At 43.7% G+C, this 24,074-nt stretch carries 22 protein-coding genes; 6 read left to right on the top strand and 16 right to left on the bottom strand.

The genetic code is table 11. The features are described from left to right. Position 1: 1 nt before the first annotated feature. The 5 genes from fecD to OCV11_RS17020 form a co-directional block, all read right to left on the bottom strand. The gene (gene fecD / locus OCV11_RS17040) at positions 2-964 is read right to left on the bottom strand and encodes a Fe(3+) dicitrate ABC transporter permease subunit FecD (RefSeq protein WP_261897225.1); all 963 of its coding nucleotides are present in this window, start codon (positions 962-964) and stop codon (positions 2-4) included. Beyond that, positions 961-1,965, bottom strand: coding sequence for an iron chelate uptake ABC transporter family permease subunit (locus OCV11_RS17035; RefSeq protein ID WP_261897224.1), 1,005 nt, complete (start codon positions 1,963-1,965; stop codon positions 961-963). The genes fecD and OCV11_RS17035 overlap by 4 nt, the downstream gene beginning before the upstream one ends. Then, a complete protein-coding gene (locus OCV11_RS17030) occupies positions 1,965-2,873 on the bottom strand; it encodes a Fe(3+) dicitrate ABC transporter substrate-binding protein (RefSeq protein ID WP_261897223.1) in 909 nt (302 codons plus the stop codon). Before OCV11_RS17030 ends, OCV11_RS17035 begins: the two co-directional genes overlap by 1 nt. Before the next feature lie 76 nt (positions 2,874-2,949). After that, a complete protein-coding gene (locus OCV11_RS17025; RefSeq protein ID WP_261897222.1) occupies positions 2,950-3,852 on the bottom strand; it encodes a Fe(3+) dicitrate ABC transporter substrate-binding protein in 903 nt (300 codons plus the stop codon). 597 nt (positions 3,853-4,449) lie between these two features. After that, a complete protein-coding gene (locus OCV11_RS17020; protein WP_261897221.1) occupies positions 4,450-4,575 on the bottom strand; it encodes a hypothetical protein in 126 nt (41 codons plus the stop codon). 566 nt (positions 4,576-5,141) lie between these two features. Between OCV11_RS17020 and OCV11_RS17015 the strand changes: the two genes are divergently transcribed. From OCV11_RS17015 to OCV11_RS17005, 3 genes are all read left to right on the top strand, one after another. Continuing rightward, positions 5,142-5,471 carry a hypothetical protein gene (locus tag OCV11_RS17015; protein ID WP_261897220.1) on the top strand — a complete coding sequence of 110 codons (330 nt, stop codon included), beginning with the start codon at positions 5,142-5,144 and terminating at the stop codon, positions 5,469-5,471. A 64-nt stretch (positions 5,472-5,535) separates the two neighbouring features. Next, positions 5,536-5,865, top strand: coding sequence for a DUF4198 domain-containing protein (locus OCV11_RS17010; RefSeq protein WP_261897219.1), 330 nt, complete (start codon positions 5,536-5,538; stop codon positions 5,863-5,865). A gap of 39 nt (positions 5,866-5,904) precedes the next feature. After that, positions 5,905-6,234, top strand: coding sequence for a DUF4198 domain-containing protein (locus OCV11_RS17005; RefSeq protein WP_261897218.1), 330 nt, complete (start codon positions 5,905-5,907; stop codon positions 6,232-6,234). Between the two features lie 86 nt (positions 6,235-6,320). Here OCV11_RS17005 and OCV11_RS17000 read toward each other — a convergent pair whose 3' ends face one another. The 5 genes from OCV11_RS17000 to OCV11_RS16980 all read right to left on the bottom strand — a co-directional run bounded on the left by OCV11_RS17000 (position 6,321) and on the right by OCV11_RS16980 (position 12,275). Further along, a complete protein-coding gene (locus OCV11_RS17000) occupies positions 6,321-7,643 on the bottom strand; it encodes an alpha/beta hydrolase (RefSeq protein ID WP_261897217.1) in 1,323 nt (440 codons plus the stop codon). A gap of 226 nt (positions 7,644-7,869) precedes the next feature. Continuing rightward, positions 7,870-8,712, bottom strand: a complete 843-nt coding sequence (locus OCV11_RS16995; RefSeq protein WP_261897216.1) for a sugar phosphate isomerase/epimerase family protein — start codon at positions 8,710-8,712, stop codon at positions 7,870-7,872. A gap of 11 nt (positions 8,713-8,723) precedes the next feature. Further along, positions 8,724-9,779, bottom strand: a complete 1,056-nt coding sequence (locus OCV11_RS16990; protein WP_261897215.1) for a sugar phosphate isomerase/epimerase family protein — start codon at positions 9,777-9,779, stop codon at positions 8,724-8,726. Between the two features lie 57 nt (positions 9,780-9,836). Next, complete coding sequence (locus OCV11_RS16985; RefSeq protein ID WP_261897214.1) at positions 9,837-11,081, bottom strand: MFS transporter; 1,245 nt, start codon at positions 11,079-11,081, stop codon at positions 9,837-9,839. 57 nt (positions 11,082-11,138) lie between these two features. Beyond that, positions 11,139-12,275 (bottom strand): Gfo/Idh/MocA family protein, encoded by a 1,137-nt coding sequence (locus OCV11_RS16980; RefSeq protein WP_261897213.1) that lies wholly within the window; start codon positions 12,273-12,275, stop codon positions 11,139-11,141. 244 nt (positions 12,276-12,519) lie between these two features. On the opposite strand from OCV11_RS16980, the gene OCV11_RS16975 reads away from it, so the two are divergent. Next, the gene (locus OCV11_RS16975; protein WP_261897212.1) at positions 12,520-13,509 is read left to right on the top strand and encodes a LacI family DNA-binding transcriptional regulator; all 990 of its coding nucleotides are present in this window, start codon (positions 12,520-12,522) and stop codon (positions 13,507-13,509) included. A gap of 121 nt (positions 13,510-13,630) precedes the next feature. Next, positions 13,631-14,605 (top strand): glucokinase, encoded by a 975-nt coding sequence (gene glk, locus OCV11_RS16970; RefSeq protein ID WP_261897211.1) that lies wholly within the window; start codon positions 13,631-13,633, stop codon positions 14,603-14,605. Positions 14,606-14,724: 119 nt separating this feature from the next. Here glk and OCV11_RS16965 read toward each other — a convergent pair whose 3' ends face one another. The 6 genes from OCV11_RS16965 to poxB form a co-directional block, all read right to left on the bottom strand. Then, positions 14,725-15,759, bottom strand: coding sequence for a DUF2955 domain-containing protein (locus tag OCV11_RS16965; RefSeq protein WP_261897210.1), 1,035 nt, complete (start codon positions 15,757-15,759; stop codon positions 14,725-14,727). Between the two features lie 12 nt (positions 15,760-15,771). After that, positions 15,772-16,833 (bottom strand): HlyD family secretion protein, encoded by a 1,062-nt coding sequence (locus OCV11_RS16960; protein WP_261897209.1) that lies wholly within the window; start codon positions 16,831-16,833, stop codon positions 15,772-15,774. A gap of 34 nt (positions 16,834-16,867) precedes the next feature. Next, entirely contained in the window at positions 16,868-17,323 is a 456-nt protein-coding gene (gene slyA / locus OCV11_RS16955; RefSeq protein WP_261897208.1) for a transcriptional regulator SlyA, read from the bottom strand. Between the two features lie 124 nt (positions 17,324-17,447). Continuing rightward, a complete protein-coding gene (locus OCV11_RS16950; protein WP_261897207.1) occupies positions 17,448-18,953 on the bottom strand; it encodes an EAL domain-containing protein in 1,506 nt (501 codons plus the stop codon). 449 nt (positions 18,954-19,402) lie between these two features. Beyond that, positions 19,403-20,029, bottom strand: coding sequence for an alpha/beta fold hydrolase (locus OCV11_RS16945; RefSeq protein ID WP_261897206.1), 627 nt, complete (start codon positions 20,027-20,029; stop codon positions 19,403-19,405). 102 nt (positions 20,030-20,131) lie between these two features. Further along, a complete protein-coding gene (poxB, locus tag OCV11_RS16940; RefSeq protein ID WP_261897205.1) occupies positions 20,132-21,859 on the bottom strand; it encodes a ubiquinone-dependent pyruvate dehydrogenase in 1,728 nt (575 codons plus the stop codon). 840 nt (positions 21,860-22,699) lie between these two features. Here poxB and OCV11_RS16935 point away from each other — a divergent pair. Then, positions 22,700-24,001: a dicarboxylate/amino acid:cation symporter gene (locus tag OCV11_RS16935; protein ID WP_261897204.1), complete on the top strand. Its 1,302-nt coding sequence runs from the start codon at positions 22,700-22,702 to the stop codon at positions 23,999-24,001. Positions 24,002-24,074 lie beyond the last annotated feature (73 nt).

The raw sequence follows: 24,074 nt of genomic DNA, 5'->3' as shown, positions 1-24,074 counted from the left end.
TTTATCTCATTTTCACTAATAGGTATAAAAAGTAAGGCGCACCAATGATGGCCGTCATAATGCCTGCTGGAAGCTCAAGCGGTGGATGGATGACACGCGCAACTAAATCCGCCATCAACAATAAGAAAGCGCCAACTAACATAGCGGCAGGTAACAATACTTGATGCTTTCCGCCCACCATTTGACGAGCCAAATGCGGAGCTACCAAACCTAAGAAACTTAAAGGTCCACACACCGAAACCGCAGCAGACGTCCACATCACCGCAAGCAATAAAGCACCAGCACGAACAAGATAAACCGAGACACCTAGACTGGTCGCTCTTTCATCCCCTAAGGTCAACAAGTTCAACTGATGGCTTAACCACAGCACTAAAGGAGCCAGCAGCCACCACGGCAAAATCATCCATAGCTGATCCCAACTTCGGCCCCATAAGCTGCCCGTTAACCAAAGTAGAGCATTGTTGATTTCTAATGGCTGAGTGAGCATCAAAAAATCAATCGCACTACCAAACAGCGCCGAAAGAGCAACACCAGTAATTGCCAGTTTTACTGGTTTGGTTTTGGAGCCGACCACCAAAAACAAAATAATTGCTGCGCCAATACCACCAGCCAATGCAGCACTAGGCAGCCAATAAATCGATACCGTTGGGAAAAGTGTCATTAGCGCTACCGCTGCCAGCCCTGCACCATGACTCACGCCGAGAATATCGGGTGACGCTAGCGGGTTACGGATAACACCTTGAATCAAAGTACCAGAACTGGCGAGCATTGCTCCAACCAAAATGGCTAAGAATATGCGCGGCAGGCGATACTCATGAATCGTAAAGTAGTGCTCACTATGAGAGGTTAAACCTTGCCAAATTTCACTTAACGAGAGGTTTACCGCACCAAAACAAAGGTTAGCAATCGCGGCGATAACAACCGCTCCGACCAACCCACTCAAAATCCGTAAAGGTTGGTTCATCGCGTTTTCCTCACAAGATAAATAAAGATAGGCGCACCAATGATCGCCAATACCGCTCCTGCAGGTGTTTCCGTTGGGTAAATGACTGCTCGACTTACAATGTCGGCAGCAACAGTCAATAAGGCACCAAGCAACATGGTGACTGGCATTAAACGGCGGTAATCATACCCAACAAGTAAACGACCTAAATGAGGGACAATTAAACCGACAAATGACAGTGCCCCCACAGTGCTCACACTGATCCCAACTAGGACCAAAACCGTGCCAGCAATCACCAAACGCATCGCCGTTAGGTTGATGCCTAAACTTTTGACTCGCTCATCACCCATGGCTAATAGGTTCACTTTAGGAGCCAGCAGCAAACTCACAACTAATCCAACCGCAAGTCCCGGCCAACTCCATTGCCAATTGTGCCACTGTACGTTGGCAAACGAGCCAGCCAGCCATGCCATAACACTTGCCGCTTGGTCTTCCACCAAAATAATACTGGCTTTGGTTAAAGCACTGCATAAGGCGGAAATCGCTATACCCGCCAGTACCAGTTGCCCCCGCTCTGTGCCCGCACGCCATGCTCCGCCTAAAATCATCACGAGAACCCAAGTGGTTAACCCACCTAAAATGGCAGCAAGCGGCACACCGATTGGCGATGAAACAGCAAACACCGTACTCACCAGAGCCATCCCCAATGCAGCGCCTGCATTCACACCAAACAGACTCGGAGAGGCCAACGGGTTACGAGTTAACCCTTGCATTAAAGCGCCAGCCGCCGCTATTGAGGCTCCAACTAACATCGCTTCAAGCACCCGCGGCAAACGCACATCATGCACGACAATATGAGCAATGACCGTAGGGTCGCGATGCCAAATCGCGGCAAATGCATCGTAACCAGAAATAGGAATAGCGGAATAGGCAAACAGCCCTATCCACCCAAAGATAAGCAACACCACCAGCAGTAGCACTACTGTCCCGATGTAGGTGAAAAAACGACGACTAATTAGCATTAAGCTTTAACCAACTTGAGTAAATCTTGAGCCATAAATTCAGCCGCAAGCATTCCACGACATTCAACCCAGATACGACTATTAACCAAAAGAATATGATTGTGCTGCACCGCTTTAAGCAGAGACCAGAGCGGCTTTGTTTTCCATTTCCCTACCATTTCCAAAGAGACATCACCACCCAAAACCAGATAATCAGGATTGAGTGCCAATAGCTGTTCTACTCTGATTTGACGTGAACCGTGTTCATTGTTCAACCCTTGTGGAGACTCTAACCCCAAGCGACTAAACACACCGCCATCATAAGAATCAGGAGAGTGGGCATAAAAACCATTGGGGCGGACAACCGCAAACTGTAACGTGCTACCAGAGAGGCTCCTAAGTTGGCTTTTATATTGGTCCATACGCTGCTGATGTAACTCGATTCGCTGGTCCATTTGTTTTGAACGGCCAACCGCTTCACCAATCAACTTAGCGGAAAGAAGATTACGTTGATAGGTTTCACGGCGAGAAGGCAGCAACAGCACTGGGGCAATTTTTGCCAGTTCGTTATACACAGCAGCGTGACGGTCTGCATCAGCAATAATTAAATCGGGCTTGAGCGACGCTATCACCTCTAAACTAGGTTGAGAACGGGTACCAACCGATGTCCAAGGTGATAACTGTTGGCGAATAGCCGGCATGATTCGGCTTGGGTCATTATCATCCGCAATACCCACTGGACTTACGCCCACGGCAGCAAGCGCATCAACAAATGAATATTCTAAGGCAATGATTCTTTTCGGTTGGTAATTGAGAGTAAATAAACCATGACTATCGCGCAGTGTAACGGCTTGTACCGCAACACTGCTCATCAACCATGCAATCAAGCAAAGTAGTGCACTAAGGTAATGACGTGACCGAAAAGGCATAAATAATTTTCCGAAGAAGCAAACAAAACGAGCGTGAAGATCACGCTCGCCTATCATAGATTTCACACCCAAGTTTTTAAGCTTTTACCAATTTAAGTAAGTCTTGAGCCATAAACTCAGCAGCAAGGATACCACGGCATCTTGCCCACATATTGCCATCAACATGATAAATATGGTGATTTTGTACCGCTTGCAGAGCTTGCCACAAAGGCTGCTTTTGCCATTGGTCGACAATACTATCGTCAACATAGTCACCAACAACTAAATAATCTGGATTCAAACCCAGTAACTGCTCAAGGCTAATCTGGCGAGACGCTTGCTCATTATGTAAGCCAGCTGGTGAAACTAGGCCTAAACGTTGAATTACACCACCATCGTAAGAATCAGCAGAGTGGGCATAAAAACCATTTGCACGCGCTACACCAAAGAGCACAGGCTTACCTTTCAAACTTGCTAATTGCTTCGCGTATTCATTCATACGCTCTTCGTGCTGTTTGAGGCGCGCTTGCATTTGTGCGTCTCGGCCAATCACTTTACCAATGATCGCGGCCGATTTTAGGTTATCTTGGTACGTTTCACGACGTGATGGCAACAACAAGGTTGGAGCGATCTTTGACAACTCCTTATAAACCGCAGAATGGCGATCCGTATCCGCGATAATCAAATCGGGTTTTAGACCCGCAATCACTTCTAAGCTAGGTTGTGAGCGAGTACCAACAGAGCGCCAATCCGCTTTAAGCTCTTTTTGTACCGCAGGTAATAAACGACTTGGATCGTTGTCATCTGCAATGCCCACCGGGCTAACCCCGACAGAGACCAAAGCATCAACAAAAGAGAACTCTAATGCCACGATGCGTTTGGGCGTGGAATCGATTGTAAATTGCCCATGACTATCGGTTACCGTCACTGCACTAACAGAAAAACTTAACACACACACCACAGCTGCTGTGACTCTAACTAATCCAGAAAACCACTTCATCCTTTACACCTATATTTCAATAACCCGACTTACACCACCAGATAAAGTAGAGACCTTTACCCTTTGGGTAGTGGAAGTACCTATGTTGTGAGTCATACCAATGACCATGAGTGCGCCATCATTATTGTGAACATCAATTGCAGTGATAATTATTTATATTTACATAGGCAGGTCAACCTTTTGTACATAAATTAACATGGTGTAATGACCGAGTTAGATAGCAAATCAGTAACACAATCCAGATTAAGGTGACTTATTTAGATACGTTTCAAACACCCAGCGCACAGCTGGTGCAGCCAGAGCAAAAACACAATGCATTTGTGAATCAAATCACTTTATGGTGCAATAAAAATGTAAATCACCTTTTTAGACTAATGCATCATTTTAGTGCCACAACTTCGAGACACTTATATAACCTATTAAATTTTAAAGATTTATCTCCAAAAAATTCATCTGCTGATATCGCGATAGATATAAAAATAAAAATTTATCTAAATTTTAGGACGTGATGCAGATCACAGTGATAGAGTGCATGCATCGATTCAACCAAGCAAACGTCGTCATTGAATTTGTTTGGTCAAGCTTAACGGCAGGTGATTACTGATTCGCCAACAGGCGAAACCGCGATAGCTTTAATGAAACGGTAATGCAGCAAATTTCTTTCTTATCTTTCGCTAAGCGAGTCGGTAGGCAGTGCACTTTAGTAGCGTAGTGATGGTTCATGTATTGCCATCTTGTACTGATTTCTACGTACTGACATACGATTCACGTCACCAAATTTATCAGCGAATAGAAACCAATTTCAGCCCCGTTACCAAGATGATTATTCATCGCGTCTGAGGATCAGCGCGTATCGCAATAAGAACATCATGGAAGATGACGATGGACAGGTATGAGTATGCCTTAGAGCAATACCTTGGCTCGTTATTACTCATTAGCTTCTATACCTAGCCTCACTTCACTGCGAGTTAATCAAAATATTTCAACTTGAAATTCGAAATATTTGAACTAACTTACTTTTGTCAAAAATAATCGACAAAAACAACAACATAAAGTTCATAAAAACAAATTAGGCATACTTTATTTCTTTATAATAAATATAAAAATAAATACAAAACAATAAGTTAAATATAAATTACTAGATTTTTATTGTGGAAAATCATTATTCGAATTTTTCGAATGTATCATTTAAAAATAACCTATTTAACAACCATAAATATCGAACTAATATACAACCATGAACTGAAACACAGAGAAAGTTCAAATAAACTGATTATTTAGGAGATACCATGAAACGTTTAACTACTGCCCTCGTACTTACTGCCCTAACTGCTGGTTTTGCTGCTTCTGCATCAGCTGCAGACATCAAAGTTCAGGTCTTCAGCGTAGACAACAAAGCAACGCTAACAGTGACTAAAGATGGCCAACCATTAGCTAATTACCCTGTTGAAATTCAAGGTATTAATGCCATGACTAATACCGGTAGCAATGTGACTTCTGAAAATGGTTCTATCACTGTCACTAACTACAGCAACCAACCTGAAAACGTGAAATTCATCGTTAATGATGAAAACGGTCAACCTATTGTTGCTCGTCGCTTCCTTGGCCGTGATAGCTAATTAACAATCACTTACTAACAGTCACTTACTAATTGATACATAAGAATTTAATTTGGAGAACATCATGAAAAAACTAGCTGCGTTCGTTGCAATCACTGCTCTATCTTCCGCTTTTGCTGCTTCAGCATCTGCTGCCGACCTTAAGGTTCAAGTTTTCAGCGTAGGCAACAAAGCAACGCTAACAGTCACTAAAGATGGTCAACCATTGGCTAATTACCCTGTTGAAATTCAAGGCATTAATGCCATGACCAATACTGGCAACACTGTGACTTCAGAAAATGGTTCTATTACTGTCACTAACTACAGTAACCAACCTGAAAACGTGAAATTCATCGTCAATGATGAAAATGGTCAACCTATTGTTGCTCGCCGCTTCCTTGGCCGCGACAGCTAATAACAACAATTTAATCACCTGATCTATTTGGAGAATATTATGAAAAAATTAGCCACTCTATTTGCTCTAACCGCACTTTCATCGGCTTTCGCTGTATCAGCTTCAGCAGCAGACCTACAAGTACATGTATTTAGCCATGCAAACAAAGCAACGTTGACTGTCACTAAAGATGGACAACCTTTGGCAAACTATCCTGTTGAAATTCAAGGTTTGAACACCGCAGAAAACACCGGAAGCAACGTCACAGCAGCGAATGGTTCAGTTACCGTAACAAACTACGACAACCAAGCACAGCAAGTGAAATTCATCGTGAATGATGAAAATGGTCAACCTATCGTTGCACAACGCTTCCTTGGTCGTGATAGCTAATACATTGCCAAGATAGGAAGTAGTAATGGAATTGGAATCCAAATAGACTGCAGCTTAATGTGTTATTAAGCTGCAGTTGAAACAGCCTAGGAGAGTAGCTCAAGTCCTAGTTCTGCTGCAGTCTGTTCACCCATGGTGATTAGACGATCAAGGATATGCTCACCGTCAGCTCTTAACCCATTGTGTTCATACTCGTTGGTGATCCACGCCTTCGCATTAGGCATGATAGCGAGTGTTTCACGGCTCAAATCCAAATCAACAAACATATCATCCGCATAAACAGCACAGTTTACCGGTACAGTATTCTTCGCCAATACTTGCTCGCTGTATAAAGGCGTCCAATCTTCTTTATTTGCCAATAGCTCAGCCGCTTGACGCAGTGGCTTTAAACATTCCATCTGATCAAACATCCATGGATAGACCATTTCCCCAGTAAATAAGAATGGCTTACCGCTCTCGTAATTGAATTCGGTGTAGTGATTACGAATACGATGGGCAGCCCAACGAGAGGCATCCTCATGACCCTGACAATAGATAGATTCATGCAAAATCGCATAAATTGGATTGGTTTGGTAGGCCTGATCCATCAACATCGCATTGAGAAACTCATAACGCAGCTCACGACGTCCATTGACCTCTACAAAGGCATTTTCCAGCGTAAAGTACGTAGCAAGGAAAGAGTCACTCATACCGAAATGAATCCCAATCTGCTGGAACTGTTCAACGGTAAAGCGTTGTCCATTAGGTAAACGAACATCATTATCTTGCAGATAATCTGCTATGTCACAACACATCTGCTGCGCTTGCGGGAACTGATGGAAAAATGCTTGGTTTTTCTTACGCGTATTTTTATAGGTGGCTAAGTAAACATCATCCGCTTTACGGAAAATCGAAGGAATACCGCCAGTGATATAGCTGCGCAATAGGCTTTGCGGGAAAAGCGAAAGATAGGTGAGTGAACAAAAGCCACCATAGCTTTGACCGATGATTGCCCACTTATCTACGCCCCACTGCTGACGAATGCTCTCTGCATCTCGCACGATATTATCTGCGCGAAAATGGCTCAAATACTCCGCTTGTTGTGCACTGTTCATGACTGACAAGGTTTGATGAGTGATTGGCGAGCTTTGTCCAGTGCCACGTTGGTCAAGCAATAACACACGAAACTGCTTTAATGCACGCTTCATCCAACCACTATTTGCACTGGCTCGTGGCGATGGGAAGCCTGGACCACCTTGGAAATAGACCAGCCATGGTTTACTTTCATTGTTGCTGGCAGCGACTTCTACGCTACGTGCAAACACTTCAATCTGTGTGCCTTGCGGTTGGGTATAATCAAGAGGAAGAGTAAATCGGTGTGGTGTGTAACGCACTCCCGCGTCAACGAAACTTTGCGTCATCTGTGTCATTAAATAATCCTTGGCTAACTAGCCGAATAACAAAAGCAAAGTCGTAATGTATCACAAGAGTCAGGCGCAAAAGAACAGAGGAAGAAACACTCTATCGTTCGGCAATCGTGATGACCTCATCAACCAAGTGGTATCCCCTGTTCTGAGAATGAGTGACTTAATGCAAAAGGATGCCGAGGCATCCTTTACTTGTTTTCTATTCGTTGGAATGTGGTCCATTCTCAACTTACAGATTCTCTTGAAGAAATTGATTCGCTTGAGTAATCACCGAACGAGGGTCTTTAGGTAAATCATGCTCAACCACAAACCACTTCACTCCAACCGCTTTAGCTGAGAGTAGAATATCATTCCAGCTTAGCAAGCCTTGACCAGCAACAGTAAAGTTACGCTCGTCGTCATGTGTGCCGATACCAGAGTTATCTTTTACGTGAATAGTAATGACATGACCAGCTAAACGGTGCAACATCGCTACAGGATCTTGACCACCGCGAGAAACCCAAGCCGCATCCATTTCCAGTTTCACATTGCCGTTTTTCGCAGCATCCAGCATCACTTCAAGAGCTGTTTTACCATCGAATTTCTTCATTTCGAAATCGTGGTTGTGGTATGCCAGTGTCATATTGTGCTTTTTCAGTTTGGCACCAATTCTATCTAACTCTTTACCGAGAGCTTGCCAACCTTGCTTATTGGTTGGACGAATTGAACTGTCTAACCAAGGCATAATGATGATTCGGTTATGAATTGCTTTATTGAACGCAACCACTTGATCAAGATTGTTCTGCAATTCAGTTAGTTGAACGTGAGCCGCCATAACGTTGAGATCATAGAGTTTAAGCAGGCGATTCATTTCATGACTGCTGAGATCTTGAGTACCGACTAATTCCACAGATTTGAAACCTGCGTCATGAGCCATAGCAAATTGCTCATTAACAGTACCAACGTCACGCAATGTATACATCTGTACTGCAATATTTTTGGTGGGTTGAGCCGATGCAAATGCGCCTGTTGAGACAGCGGCAACACCAAGTAATATGGAGATGGATTTTAAGATACGACCTATTGAATGCATGTTATTTTTTCCTATTTGAGACCAAGTAGTTGTTGATTTAAATCTGCAGATTGAACGCCTGATGCAAAATCATCGAACGCTTTTTCTGTCTTAGGAATGATGTGATCAGCAATGAATGGTGCGCCTTCAGTAGCGCCGACGTCGGCATCTTTCAAGCAACACTCCCACTCTAACACTGCCCATCCCTCATAGTTGTATTGAGCTAACTTACTGAAAATTTGTTTAAAATCGACTTGTCCATCGCCAAGAGAACGAAAACGCCCCGCACGTTCAACCCATGAAGCATACCCACCGTACACACCTTGAGACGCACTTGGACGAAACTCAGCATCTTTGACATGAAACGCTTTAATGCGTGTGTGGTAACGGTCAATAAATCCCAAATAATCCATGCCTTGTAATAATAAGTGACTTGGGTCATACAAGATATTGGCACGAGGGTGCTGATTCACTGCCGCAAGAAAACGTTCGAAAGTACAACCATCAAACAGATCTTCACCAGGATGAAGTTCATAACAGACATCCACACCCGCTTGCTCAAACGCATCTAAAATCGGCAACCAACGTGCGGCTAATTCACTAAAACCATCCTCAACTAAACCAGCTGGGCGTTGTGGCCATGGGTACACATATGGCCATAACAGAGAACCTGAAAATGTGGCATGCGCTTTTAAACCCAAATTTTTTGATGCTTGTGCCGCTAAAAGCAGCTGGTTGGTCGCCCAATCAGTGCGAGCCTGAGCATTACCTTGCACCTCAGGCGGAGCAAATTGATCCATCAAGGTGGCATAAGCAGGATGTACCGCTACCAACTGACCTTGAATATGTGTTGATAACTCACTGATCTGCAATCCGTATTTCGCCAATGTTGCGATCACTTCATCACAATAATCTTGACTCGTCGCCGCTTTTTCCAGATCAAAGATTTCTGGATTTTGCGTCGGTACTTGAATCGCTTTGTAGCCTTTTTCACTCGCCCACTGCGCAATACCCTTTAAAGAGTTGAAAGGCGCTTGGTCGGAAATGAATTGAGCGAGAAAAATCGCAGGGCCTTGAATATTCGCCATAATAGAATCCTTATAAAGCGCAGCGATGGTTCATGACAAACCATCGCTGATAGAAAATTATTGAGTGACTGTGCGCTGTGCTCGTTCTGCTTTGTGGTGGAAGAACAAGATAAAGAACAGTGCTACGCCTGCGGCAAACATGGCTGGTAACCACCAGAAGCTGCCCCAGTTTTCAGGTGTCAATTGAGCTGAGCCTGCGAGGAATGAGTTGTACACTTCACCGGCAACCTGTGCGCCCACCAGCATGCCGACACCGTAAGTCACCAGGACCAACAGACCTTGAGCTTGACCACGGTTAGAGTCGTTACATTGCTTGTCGATGTAAATTTGTCCGGTCACAAAGAAGAAATCGTAACAAATACCATGCAGTGCAATCCCTGCCATGATCATCCACATCACTGAATCTGGTGCGCTCATGGCAAACAGTGCGTAACGCACAACCCATGCGCCCATCCCTGCAACCAACATCCATTTCACGCCAAGGCGACGAAAGAACCACGGCATCAATAGCATGAAGCCAAATTCCGAAACCTGACCGATAGTTTGAATCCCCGCAACGTTAGCAATATCCATGGTGCTCAAGAACAGCTGGGTAAAGTTGTAGTAAGCAGCTAACGGAATACAAATAAGGAATGATGCCAGCATGAAGACAAAGAATTGTGGGCTAGCGAGATCTTTCACCACGCTGACACCTGAGATTTCGCTCAGCGAAGTTTTTTGACCTCGATTCGCCGGCGCTGTTTTCGGCAACGTAAAGCTATAGAAACCTAAGATCAAACTCGCGATGGCTGAGGTGTAAAGTGGCATTGCGGTTTTTTCTGCGGTCACGCCAAATGCTGAGCTCAAAATAAAGCTGATGAATAGACCTGCAATGATCCAACCGATGGTGCCGAAGACACGAATGGTCGGGAATTGCTTCTCTTGATCATCAATATTGCGGAACGCAATGGAGTTCGACAGACCCAAAGTCGGCATATATGCCAAGTTGTAAGCTAAGAGAATGACAATAAACAAGGTTGGGTTGTCAATGGTGCTTGGTGCCAAGAATAGGAACACCGCACCCAGTAAGTGCAAGATACCTAAGACTTTTTGTGTATCAAAGTACTTATCAGCAATCAAACCAATAAAGAATGGGGCAATCACAGCTGCGATTGGGTTTACTGTGTAAGGCCAGTGAGTCAGGTCACTCATACCGACTTGTGACATGTAAACGGCAATCGATGTATACCATGCGCCCCAAACAAAGAATTGCAGGAACATCATTACCCGTAGCCGGGGCATTATTAAGTGGTCGTTTTTCATAGACTTATCCATTCTTATTTTTTATATGTAGGGTGGTTTCACGGTAGAAGGTCAGTTCTACTCGATGTTAATCCATTGTTTGCTATGTACAGATTTCAACGTGGTATCAATCAATTTCGCAGCACGAACGCCATCTTTGAAAGAAGGTAAACCGACTGGGTTTGCGCCTTGTAATGATGCGTAGAAATCGCGCATAAAAGCTTCGAAGCAGTGGCTATAACCTTGCGCATGCCCCGCTGGAGTGATCGACAAACGACGTTGTTCATCAGAACCTTGAGTAGGATCGCGCACGATAAGAGAACGAGAATCGCGACGACTCACCCATAACTGCTCTGGTTTTTCTTGGTCAAATTCCAGGCTGCTTTCGCTACCATCAATTTCAAACCACAAACGGTTTTTACGCCCAGCAGAGACTTGGCTGATGGTGAGCGATACCGGAGTGTTGCGATCCGTCATCATCATCACAGTCGCGATGTCTTCTGTGGTTACAGAGGTGGTTTTGCCTGCGGCTTTTTGCTCTTCAGTCCGAGCGGTAAAAGTTTCAGCGGCATCAGCACTGCGCTCTTTTTGCGCGGTATGGAAATTAGCAACAAGCTGCACGAAACGTTCGCCTGTCACCCATTCAATCAAATCACACCAATGGCTACCGATATCGGCAAAAGCACGAGATTGTCCGCCTTGTTTCGGATCCACACGCCAGTTGTTATCGCTTTGCTCTAACAGCCAGTCTTGCAAGTAACTGCCATGAACCAAATGCAGTTTGCCCAGTTCACCATTTTCAATACGAGCTTTCGCTTCGCGAACCATCGGGTGGTAACGGTAAACAAAAGGTACCGCGGTTTGAACACCATGTTGATTAGCCAGCTGCTCTAATTCTTCTGCTTGCTCAAGCGTCACAGCCAGTGGTTTTTCACACACCACATGTTTGCCAGCAGCTACCGCTTCTTTTGCCATCGGATAATGGAACGCATTTGGAGTACAGATGTGGACAACATCCACTTCAGCACAATTCAATGCAGCGTGCAGATCAGCAAACACTTCCACTTGCCACTTTGCAGCAATACGCTGTGCTTGTTCAGGGTTTGCGTCCACAAGGCCGATGACATTCACACCAGCCACTTTTAATGCACGAAAGTGGACATGTGCAATCATACCTGTGCCGATGATAACGGCATTGAGTGGGGACTTGTTCATTCGCTACTCCATCTTTGAATCAAATGTAACGTTACATTTTTCGTTACAAAAATACTAATCCAAAAGAGTGGCGTAGCGGTATGAATATCGGTTTAACCTTATTGTTTTTTTGCGTGCAATCACAATAGAATAAGGTTTTGAGAGATGGATCACTGGCATGGGATATTCTCATGAAATGAAATGTAGTACGACATTTTAATACATGATAAAGTCCATGCTATGTATCGTAGTGACCTAGAGTTTCATGAGACCTTCCATTTCTGATGTAGCAAAACACGCTGGCGTTTCAACCGCTACAGTCTCTCGCGTATTAAATGGCAGTAACGCCATACGTCCACACACGCGAGATAAAGTACAACAAGCCATTGATGAGCTCGGTTATACCTTGCCGGAAAACAATAACGCTCCCAAACTGTTCGGTAATAAACTGGTTATGGTGCTGGTTCCCAATATTGATAACCCGTTTTACAGCGGGATCGTGAAAGGTATCGAAAGCACTGCAAAAGAGAATGGGTATGCTGTCATCCTCACCAATACCCAAGGTGAAAGTTCGTTAGAGAAGCATTACTTGGATTTGCTTAAGCAAAAACAAGTAAGTGGGGTAATCAGTCTCACGCCTATGATGACGCAGCAAACGCTACCCGATGAAATTCAAAAATTACCTTGGATTTCTTGTTCTGAGTACAACCCAGAATCACCTGTACCTTATGTCAGCATTAACCATAAACAAGCAGCCAAAGATGCAGTGCTTTATTTGGTATCAAAAGGTCATGAACGCGTTGCTTTGGTCACTTCTGATTCAAACTATTTATACGCCCAACAACGTGAAGAGGGTTATCGCTCTGCTTTACAAGATGCTGGCATACCAATCAATGAGGATTACATCCAGGCGATGGGTGACATTGATTTTCCATTAGGTGAGCTTGCTGCGCGCCGTTTATTGACTCAGCCGGAACCACCAACCGCTATTTTCGCGGTCGCAGATATGCTCGCCATTGGCGTAATGAAAGCGGTATATCAAATGGGGAAAGAGATACCCAGAGACATAGCAGTGATAGGCTTTGATGATTTGCCCTTAGCAAGCATGTTTATTCCATCTCTCACCACCATTCGCCAACCGACATTAGATATGGGTAAAACAGCCATGAAGATGTTGATGAAAAAAATGGCGGGAGAAGATGTCACTTCGCAAATCATTCATCACACATTAATGGTAAGAAGTTCAGCAAAATAATAATGAAATTTTGGCCTCTTGGTTGCGCAGACTGAATTGATTGAGTTGGCGATTTCCTATCTCCGAGGCGATTTGTATTGTTACATTAAAACTTACATTTATTACCAATACTGGAGTCTTTATGCCCATCCAATATGCGTTAGTCGGTGACATCGGTGGAACCAATGCACGCTTAGCTTTATGTGATTTAAATACAGGTCAACTGGTCAGTGCATTAACCTACTCTGGCGCAGAGTATCCAAGTTTAGAAGTCGTGATTAAGCAATACCTAAATGATGTCGACCAAATTGTACAAACTGCGTGTTTAGCGATTGCTTGCCCTATCAATGGTGATTGGATATCTATGACCAATCATAGTTGGGCATTCTCTATCAAAGAGTTAAAGGAACAACTGCACTTAGAACACCTCGAAGTCATCAATGATTTCACTGCGGTGTCTATGGCCATTCCAGTGATAAGCACTCAAGATCGCATTCAATTGGGTGGGACTAATGCACAAGCGGATAAGCCAATTGCCATTTTCGGCGCAGGCACTGGTCTTGGGGTGGCCCATCTAATCCAGGTGAATAACACTTGGATCACTTTGCCAGGTGAAGGTGGACACGTAGATTTTGCTCCATGTACTCCAGAAGAAGATTCATTATTAAAATGGTTACGTAAACAGTTTGGTCGCGTTTCTGCGGAACGCTGCCTGTCAGGACAGGGCCTCGTACAGATTTATCATCATCACGTTATTTCAGACGGCCGTGAACCGAGCATCTTAGAGCCTAAAGATATCACTACCCTTGCTTTAGAAAATGGCAACCCTGATTGTGTGGCTGCTTTGAAGCTATTCTGCATCTTAATGGGCCGTTTTGCTGGGAACCTAGCACTTAACATGGGTACATTTGGTGGAGTCTATATCGCAGGAGGTATCGCTCCTCGTTTTAAAGACTTTCTTGCCGCATCAGACTTTCGTCAAGCGTTTGAGGATAAAGGGCGTTTCAATGAATATCTCCAAGATATTCCTGTCTACCTTATCACCCACCAAGAACCAGGTTTACTCGGCGCTGGTAGCTATTTACGCCAAGCGTTAGGACTCCCCTTAAATGGCTAATTAGCGTTACGAGGAAGAGAAAAACCGAATCTGCTGTTTTCTTTGCATAAAAACGGCCCCAGTGACTTTAATCACTGGGGCCGTTTACTTAATGACTAGCGCGAAAATGCTATTGAATGCTATTGGCTGAATCGCGTCGATTCAAATCGGTTCAAAATGATGTGAACCAAATAGGTCACGAGCAGAGTTGCCACGATAGCAAACAAAATGCTGCTGACACGATATAAAGCGCTGAACACGAGATCCCCACCAGGCGTCAGGTATTGACCAAATAAAATACCTAATGTGGTTAAGCCACCAAATCCAGCGCCAGAACCACTCGACTCTTTCACGTGCATATAGCCAAAGAGCATCGCTCCAATCCAGAGTAGCGGAACAACAAACAGCAACACATCCGACCAATCGTACAAAATGATTTGGCAGAACATGCCAAACGATACGCCCATCAAGGTGCCCATCGCCCTCTTACGAGCGTAGCCCATAGCGCCATTCCAATGCATTGGAAACATCAACAAAATGGTTGTTGCTTGTGCCGACATAGAATCTTGTAGGTCAGCCACCTGAAACACAATAAACGACAGGGTCGCTATTGTCGCTCCCATCAGAGCTTCATGTCTCATGCGGTGGGACTTTTTCGGCTCTGTTGGTCTCGGCGGAGGATCGCGCGGTTCCACATCGGGGAACACATACATCATCAAATAAGCAATCGCCACTGAAAGCACACTGGCCATCAAACTCACTTGAATAAAGTCGTTCATATCGGTGCTAGAAAAACTGCCGAAATGCAACATAATGCTGAGGTTTAAAACACCATTAGCGCCAAACAGGAACAGGCTGCCTTTTGACATACAAGCAAAATAAGCGAGAAACATCGCAAACGCCAGTATGGTCATTAACCCCGGATGGCCACCAAACAGACCGCCGATGATCCCCATTTCCAGACCAACCACCACTGAAGAAGCGATCAACTGACGAGCGGCATGCATGCTCATGACTGGAATCATACCCAGCAGCAAAACCGGTGTAACGGTGAAAAACACCCCGTTACTCCAGCCAAATATCTTACAGATTGTGAAACCGAGGGCTGAGCCTGTTGCTATCCGTAAACACTGTCTAAAATCGTTTTTAGACATTGGGTGATCCCATAACTTCATGGCATCACCTTATTAGTAGATGTAGTGCAAGCTACTGATAAAGTAGATTTGCAGCTTGGCAAATAAGGCACCAAAACCATTATCAGGAACGAGCTGTACGGTTGCCTGAGCACCCGCAGGTAATTGGCTCTCCATCTCATCTTGCAGCTGCACATGCAAACGCATACGTTGCGCGTCACGTACCCAGCGGTTAGACGAGGTTGGCGCAGCTAAGCGACCATCAGCATCAAATTGTCCAGCACTTACCCCTGCGTCCACAGACGAAATAGCGCCATCGAACATTTTTCCTGGGTAACGGTCAAAGGCAACGTAGACGCGCGCCTTATTGGTAAAGTGACGTAAGCTTTTTTCACGAAAATCGGCAATGATATCCATTGAATCATCAACCAACGCCACCAGTGGGCTACCAGCAGAGGCGAACGTACCCGCTTCCAACTGTAGGTTGGTCACAATACCGTCATGCTCTGCTACAACAGTGGTGTATTCCAAATTCAATTCTGCTTGATTTAATTGGTTGCGCGCCGCTTGGATGTTGACGTTTTTCTCATCATCAATCGAACCACGGCTCACAATCAGGCCTTGCAAACGTGCCTTAGCTGCATCCCAATTGGCTTTTGCCGCAATCGCTGAGCTTTGTGAATCATCATATTGTTGTTGCGAGGTGCCGCTACGTTGAAGCAGCTGTTTCAAACGGTTAGCTTCACGCTCTTTTTGCTCGGTTACGATACGACTAGCTTCAACACTTGCGCGAGACGCCAAAATATCAGCATCAAGTTGAGCGTTATTTTGCTTCACTTTATCTAAAGCGATCTTGGCTTGTTCAACCGCGAGTTTGTATGGCTCAGGGTCGATTTGAAATAACACATCGCCCGTGTGCACGGCTTGGTTATTTTTTACTTCAATCGACATAATTTGCCCGCTGACGCGAGGGGCAACTTTGGTCACGACTCGGGTAACAAGCGCCTGAGGAGTCAAAGGCAAAAACATATCTGCCACGACAAAATAGGCAAAAATAATCACAAACGCGAAACAGGAGATCTTAATCCAGCGCGCAAATTTCTGATCTGGGGTCATGAATAGGTACTTCTCTTAACAATGGGGGGTAAAACTAGTTATCAAGGATGTTTAGCGTGTTTTCAGCGATCTTTTCTAACAAGGTCGATAGCAACTCTAACTCTTGAGGAGCGACATCTTTTAAAACTTGATTACGAACTTCAAAAATGCGTTTTTCCATTTGAGCAAGGAGTAGCTTGCCCTGCTCGGTTAAACTCACAATCCGAGTACGTTTGTCATTTTCACAAGAGTGACGAGTGATCAACGCTTGTTCTTCTAATTGGCTCAATGTGCGCATTAATGAGGGCAACTCAAGTTCTAACGCACAGGCAAGTTGCTTTTGGCTGATGTGATCGCCTAAACGTTGCAACTTCCACAATGCAGTCCACCGCGGATGGGTAAGACCCAGTGGAGCCAATTCACGATCAGCCGCCATTTTCCAAAGACGAGAAACTCGAGCTAATCGCTCAGCCAGAGAGAGTTGACGAAAAATATCGGAATCGTGAAACATAAGGTTACCAATAAAACTTAGCGTGCTAACTAATATAGTTTAGTTAGCACGCTAAGTAAATAGTTTGTGATATAAATCACATAACCATACAAACCAAATGGTTTATTTGTAACCAAAGATAACGCTAGGAAAGATAAAGACGAATGAACTCGTCAATGGAGACTGGACGACCATAATAATAGCCTTGGAAAAACTGCGTGTTGTGATTCAGCAAGTAGAGCTCTTGATACTGGTTTTCAATACCTTCTGCCACCACTGGCACCCCAATTCGCTCCGCCAGATCAAGCACATTGGCGACAATGTGATCTTTAAATTCCTCTTCACCAATCATGTCGGTAAAACTTTTGTCCATCTTTAAGTAATCGATCTTAATGTTCTTCAAATAGGAAAGAGATGAATGACCAGTACCAAAATCGTCTAACGCAATTCGTATTCCTTGCTTCTTAAGGCTAATGATTCCCTGGATATGCAGTTCATCTTGAGGAATTTGTACCCGTTCTGTGAGTTCGAGTACCAGTTGAAAATGGCAACGATTCAAGCCGTAGATGAGATGTTTACAATCACGTAAGAGATGAAAATGCGTGAGCTGTGGCGACGCCACATTAAAAGCCAAATGGAACTCGTTAAGGCTATCAATGCGTGATTGAAACGGTTTCAAGCCAGCCACAACTTTATCAACGAGCTGAGAAAATATCTGATTGATTTGCCCGCTATGCTCGGCATTGGGAATAAATTGATCCGGTGCAATCAAACCATATTTAGGATGTAACCACCGAGCCAGAACCTCAGCCCCAACCATGCGGCGATCTTTATCAAACACAGGTTGAAGATACGGCACAAATTGCTTTCGTTTTAACCCCTTTGCGATCGCAAAGACAGTCCAGTCTCTGCGCATTAAAAATACGTACAAGACCACACCACATATGAACGAAAGCACGGTGATGATGAAGTAGAAATAAGCGTAATTGATAAGCCCGAAGTTGAGGTAATTTTGTCTATCAATCTGATAGAAAAGACGTATGTAGGCATTCTCGACGAGATGATGCTCATCCACCTTAAACGACGGAGATAACGTCGTACCATTTTTTGAGACGAGGTAGTTATCTATGTAAAGTAACGGCGTGAAATAGTTCATATCGACATTGAGTAAATTAGTAAATATAAAACTATCGATACCGAAGTTTACGTAAACATCTTCCGACGTGACGACCAAAAGAAATACGTCGCTTTTTTTCACCAATGGACTGGATGCGATATAACGCAGACTGACCCCTTGGGCCACATTCTGAACAACATATTTTTGTTTGGCATTTAGCGTAATCGTACTGCAGTAGATGAAGTCACGATTGGCCAGTGTAATCGAACGAGTATAGGGACTAGCTAAACTCACTTGTTTCGCTAATGGCAGGAACTGATCACATTGATGTTTGTACTGATCCAGTTCGGTATAGTAAGACGTAATCGTCGACTCCAGCATACTATTAATACGCTGCGAGATTTGCTCGGTGTGTTCGTACGCATACTGATTCAATGCGATATAGACTCGACAGGATATCAATACATAACCTATCAAGTTAATCAGTAAAATCAGTAACACAACTGAACTTAGGATCGCCGACTTTTTTGTCATAATCTTGGTAGCGTAACCTCTTATTCCCTATTCAAGAGGATGAATAGTACTGCCATCTTGAGGCGCAATTGACTATTCCCACTGCATGCAACTGTAAGATAAAAGCACTTATTTTCACTAGAACTTTTATCTCATCCCACCTCAATTCTTTGAACTTCAACCAGATATCTACGTTTTTATTCGTTAATTACTCATAATCTCAAGGTAACGGTAAACCTTAAGGTCATTACTTAAGATCACTAGATGTGGGATGTATGTATCAATAAGTATCGATTCTACCTATCAAATCAATAGAAAGAACAAGCCAGACATGTCCGACATTAGCGCTTATGCTCTCTCCTGTCATCGGTAGAGCCACTACTACTTTTGCTTTACCGGTTTACATCGACAACTCTTTGACCCATCTAGTCACCTGGTTCTCCGGATAAGACGAGTAACGCTCACCGTACTTATCCGGCTTTTTTTATCTCAAATTTATCATTCGCTAAGAAGAAATGGATTTGTTCCGCAACTTCGTCGCTATACAGCAAAGTTAAGTGGGTATTACTCGTTTCAATATGATCAGTCATTCCTGGAATCTGGGTTTCCGCGACAGATACAGTGCCGTCAGATGAGATATCAAATCCAAGTAATAGAGGCATGACACCCCAAGCCATATTGCCAGCAATACAGCCTAATTTTTGCGGAAAATGCCAGTGATTATCATGTGGCTCAAGGCCGAACTCTTTCGCATCACCTAATATGCCACTCATGCCCATTTCATCAATAGCTCGAACAATAGCCGCGCCTTGCATAGGCGATCCTATAGTGACCACATGGGAGATGATTTCCGCGGAGGGATGCCGAGCAGCCAAGTATTTTTGAATAATCAAACCACCTAAACTGTGCCCCACCAAAGCATTTGGCTGATCTGAGCTCAAAGCGGCATCAATACTATTAAAGAGATGTTCCGTATCGATAGTGACGGTGCTGAAATTGAGAACATGGGTTGAATAGCCCATTTTTTCTAACCGATATTTGAGCGGCTGCATTACCAGCGCGTTCATGTATAACCCATGCAGAAGAACAATATTCATCTATTTCCCCAATAAAAACAACTTACTACTAGGAGGGAAAAAATACCCCCACCATACGGCAGGGGCGATGACTATCGTCTTGGAGGAGAAAAATCGCTGAGACTAACGTAACCAGTTGGTTTTACTTAGTTCAATGATTTCATCACCACGGCCGTTGATTATGGCTTTCATCATATAAATGCTAAAGCCTTTAGCGTGTTCCAATTTAATTTGTGGTGGCATAGCAAGTTCTTGTTTTGCGGTATCCACTTCCAAAACCACTGCACCTGGGTAATTAAGCGTTTCACTCAACGCACCAGCTAGAGCATCAGGATCAGACACATGTATGCCTTTTATTCCACACGCTTCTGCAATTTTAGCAAAGCTTGGGTTTTGTAGATCAGTATCGTTCGACAAATAGCCACTTGCTTTCATTTCCATAGCAACAAAGCCAAGGGAACGGTTATTAAAGACGATGATCTTGATGGGCAAATTCAATTGTTTTAGTGACAACAAATCCCCCATTAACATAGAGAAACCACCATCACCACACATGGCGATGACTTGACGCTGGCGATCAAACGCTTGAGCACCCATCGCTTGTGACATCGCATTCGCCATCGAGCCATGGTTAAATGACCCAATCAGACGGCGTTTGCCATTCATCTCTAAATAACGAGCCGCCCAAACGGTTGGCGTGCCTACATCACAAGTAAATACCGCATCTTCCGCAGCTTGTTCACTGATTAAGCGAGCAAGATACTGAGGGTGAATCAGCCCATGACTGGTTTTACCATTGGCTAAATCATCCAAACCTTTACGCGCTTCTTTATAGTTAGCTAAGCAGCTGGTTAAGTGTTTTTCAGAACGGTCTTCTTTGATAAGCGGTAGCAATGAGCTAATCGTACTGCGGGAATCCCCAAGGACACCAAACTCAATTTGGGTATGACGCCCCAAAGATGCAGGATTGCTATCAATCTGGACAATTTTGGCTTTATCAGGATAGAAAGCTCGATAAGGGAAACTGGTGCCAATCAGTAGCAGTGTGTCAGCTTCACGCATCGCATGATAGCCTGAAGCAAAACCAATCAACCCTGTCATACCAACATCATACGGATTTTCATATTCGATATATTCTTTACCGCGTAAAGCATGAACGATAGGCGCTTTAAGCTTAGCAGCCAGAGCAACCACTTCTTTATGAGCACCTTTTACCCCAGCCCCCACCATGATGGTCACTTTACGACTGTCATTTAAATAAGCAGCTAACTGTTCAAGATCCGCTTGTTGTGGCGCATAAAACGCAGGTTTAGGCAAACTCCACTTGGCTTCAACACCTTCAGGCATGGCTTTAAGAGCCACATCACCTGGCAAAACAAGCACCGCCACATCATTGTGTAAGATGGCTTGACGCATCGCCGTTTCTAGCAAGTAAGGCATTTGCTCTGGGTTTGAAACTAACTCGCAGAAAACACTACATTCTTTAAATAGTTCCTGGGGGTGAGTCTCTTGGAAATAATTGGTCCCAATTTCAGATGAAGGGATATGGGCAGCAATCGCAAGTACGGGAACTCGGTTGCGGTGACAATCATATAACCCGTTGATCAAATGCATGTTGCCAGGTCCACAAGAACCCGCACATACAGACAATTGACCAGATAAATGCGCTTCAGCGCCTGCAGCAAAGGCAGCGACTTCTTCATGACGAGTACCTAACCACTCGATTTCACCTATTTTACGTAGGCTATCACTTAAGCCATTTAGAGAATCGCCAGTTACCCCCCAAATACGTTGCACACCAGCTTGACGCAGGGTATCGGCAATAAAATAGGCAATAGTAGAATTACTCATACAATAACTCCCCACTTGATTGGATGGATGATGTGAAAACGACACTGAAGCAATTGTTAAAAATTTGTGCTCCATGTCTCGTTTTTATCTTCTACCCTCAGCAGAACTTGTTCAAGATCAATTTATTTGAATCTTTGCAATATTTTTTTATAAATGGTCTTTTTTTATACTCAAATAGAATAAAAAAGCATCTTTATTGGGGTTTTCTCGTTTAAGCGACAGAAAATGTGGTCGTTTATCACCACTAAGACAACCTATCACTTACCTAAGCTGGTTAGTTATGCCGAAAATCTGTGATAGCTAACACAAAAGAAGCACGCTTTTGTTGCTCTAGCAAAAATGTGTGGGTAACTATTCTGTAGTGTAATAAGGGAATAAGGCAGGATAGTTGATTAGGATTTATCACCTACATGCCTATAACTATCTAGAAACAAAGCAATATTAGAGGATGATTAACCAATAATTTGCCGCAAGAAATGGATGTACTTAGACAACATCCAAACCCATACGCAATAGCTAATTATTCATAAAAAATGAATAAATAATTAATTGATGGCAAAAATGTAATCTTGCAATAAGCTCATTCTAATAAATTTTCATCGGATGAGAATAACATTAAATGTCGCATTTCCAGCTCAAAATGTTATTAAGTTAAAAAATCAACTAAAAATAGTCGAATAATATGTTACTAGAATATTAACAGATGGCATATTATGGTGACATAGATCACATCTATCAATTATAGATTGCATTTTGTTTTTTGATTTCACCACTTGCCTGCTAACCTGCCGCACGCTTTGAAATGACGTCGAAGTGAATAAATAATAAGGAGTGTTCAGAATGAATACCAAAAAACCAATGTCTTTAACCGCTCGCGTTATCCTTGGTATGGTTGCCGGCATCTTGACTGGGTTCGCTATTCGTGCCCTTTTTGCTCAGTACAGCTTCGTTGATACTTACATCGTCAATGGGCTATTTGAAGTCGGTGGCAAAATTTTCATCGCCAGCTTAAAAATGCTTGTTGTCCCTCTAGTGTTTGTTTCTTTAGTGTGTGGCACTAGCTCACTAAAAGATCTTTCAACTTTGGGTCGTATGGGCGGCAAAACGCTGGGTCTTTATGTCATTACGACTGCCGTTGCTATTAGTTTAGCACTGATCATGGGTAACGTATTCCACCCAGGAGCAGGTGCTGATTTAACCGCTGCAAGTACTTTTAAATCTGCTGAAGCACCTTCACTAGTAAAAGTGATCATTGATATGTTCCCAACGAACCCTATCAGTGCAATGGCCGAAGGTAACACTCTGCAAGTGATCGTTTTCGCCCTGCTATTTGGTGTAGCAATTAGCGTAGCGGGTGAAGCAGGTGAACGCATCACTGGCTTCTTTAATGACCTTAACGAAGTGCTAATGAAGCTGGTAACGCTATTGATGCAAGTTGCGCCTTACGGTGTCTTCTTCCTGATGGCAAAACTATTTACTGGTTTGGGTCTTGGCGCCATCTTGAACCTAGCGGCTTACTTTGCCGTACTCGTTGGTACTTTGCTAATCCATGCATTTGTGACTTACAGCGTGATGCTAAAAGGCCTAGCAGGTCTAAATCCGCTCACGTTCTTCCGTAAAATGGAAGATGCTGTGATGTTTGCATTCTCAACTGCATCATCTAATGCGACACTGCCTGTCACAATGGAAACAGCCACTAAACGTCTTGGTGCACAAAACAAGATCGCCTCTTTCACTATTCCACTTGGTGCAACAGTGAATATGGATGGCACAGCGATCATGCAAGGCGTTGCAACTGCCTTCATCGCTCAAGCATTCAATATCGATTTAACAATGACTGACTACTTGATGGTTATTGTTACCGCGACACTCGCTTCTATCGGTACTGCAGGTGTTCCTGGTGTAGGTTTGATCATGCTGGCCATGGTGCTAAACCAAGTTGGTTTGCCACTAGAAGGTGTTGCTCTCATTATGGGTGTTGACCGTCTGCTAGATATGATTCGTACTGCAGTAAACATCACTGGCGATGCTTGTGTCACTTGTATCGTAGCGAAGTCAGAAAATGCTTTTGATGAAAAAGTGTTTAATACCGATGTAGAAACTCTAGAGAAGAAACAAAAAGTTGCAATTAGCAATGATTAGTTGCATCTAATCATGGTTAATTAACAATCAAAAAACATCCTTGTCACTAATGGCAAGGATGTTTTTTATTATT

Source organism: Vibrio porteresiae DSM 19223, assembly GCF_024347055.1.
GTDB classification, from domain to species: Bacteria; Pseudomonadota; Gammaproteobacteria; order Enterobacterales; family Vibrionaceae; genus Vibrio; species Vibrio porteresiae.
This window is presented reverse-complemented; position numbering and strand designations above follow the sequence as displayed.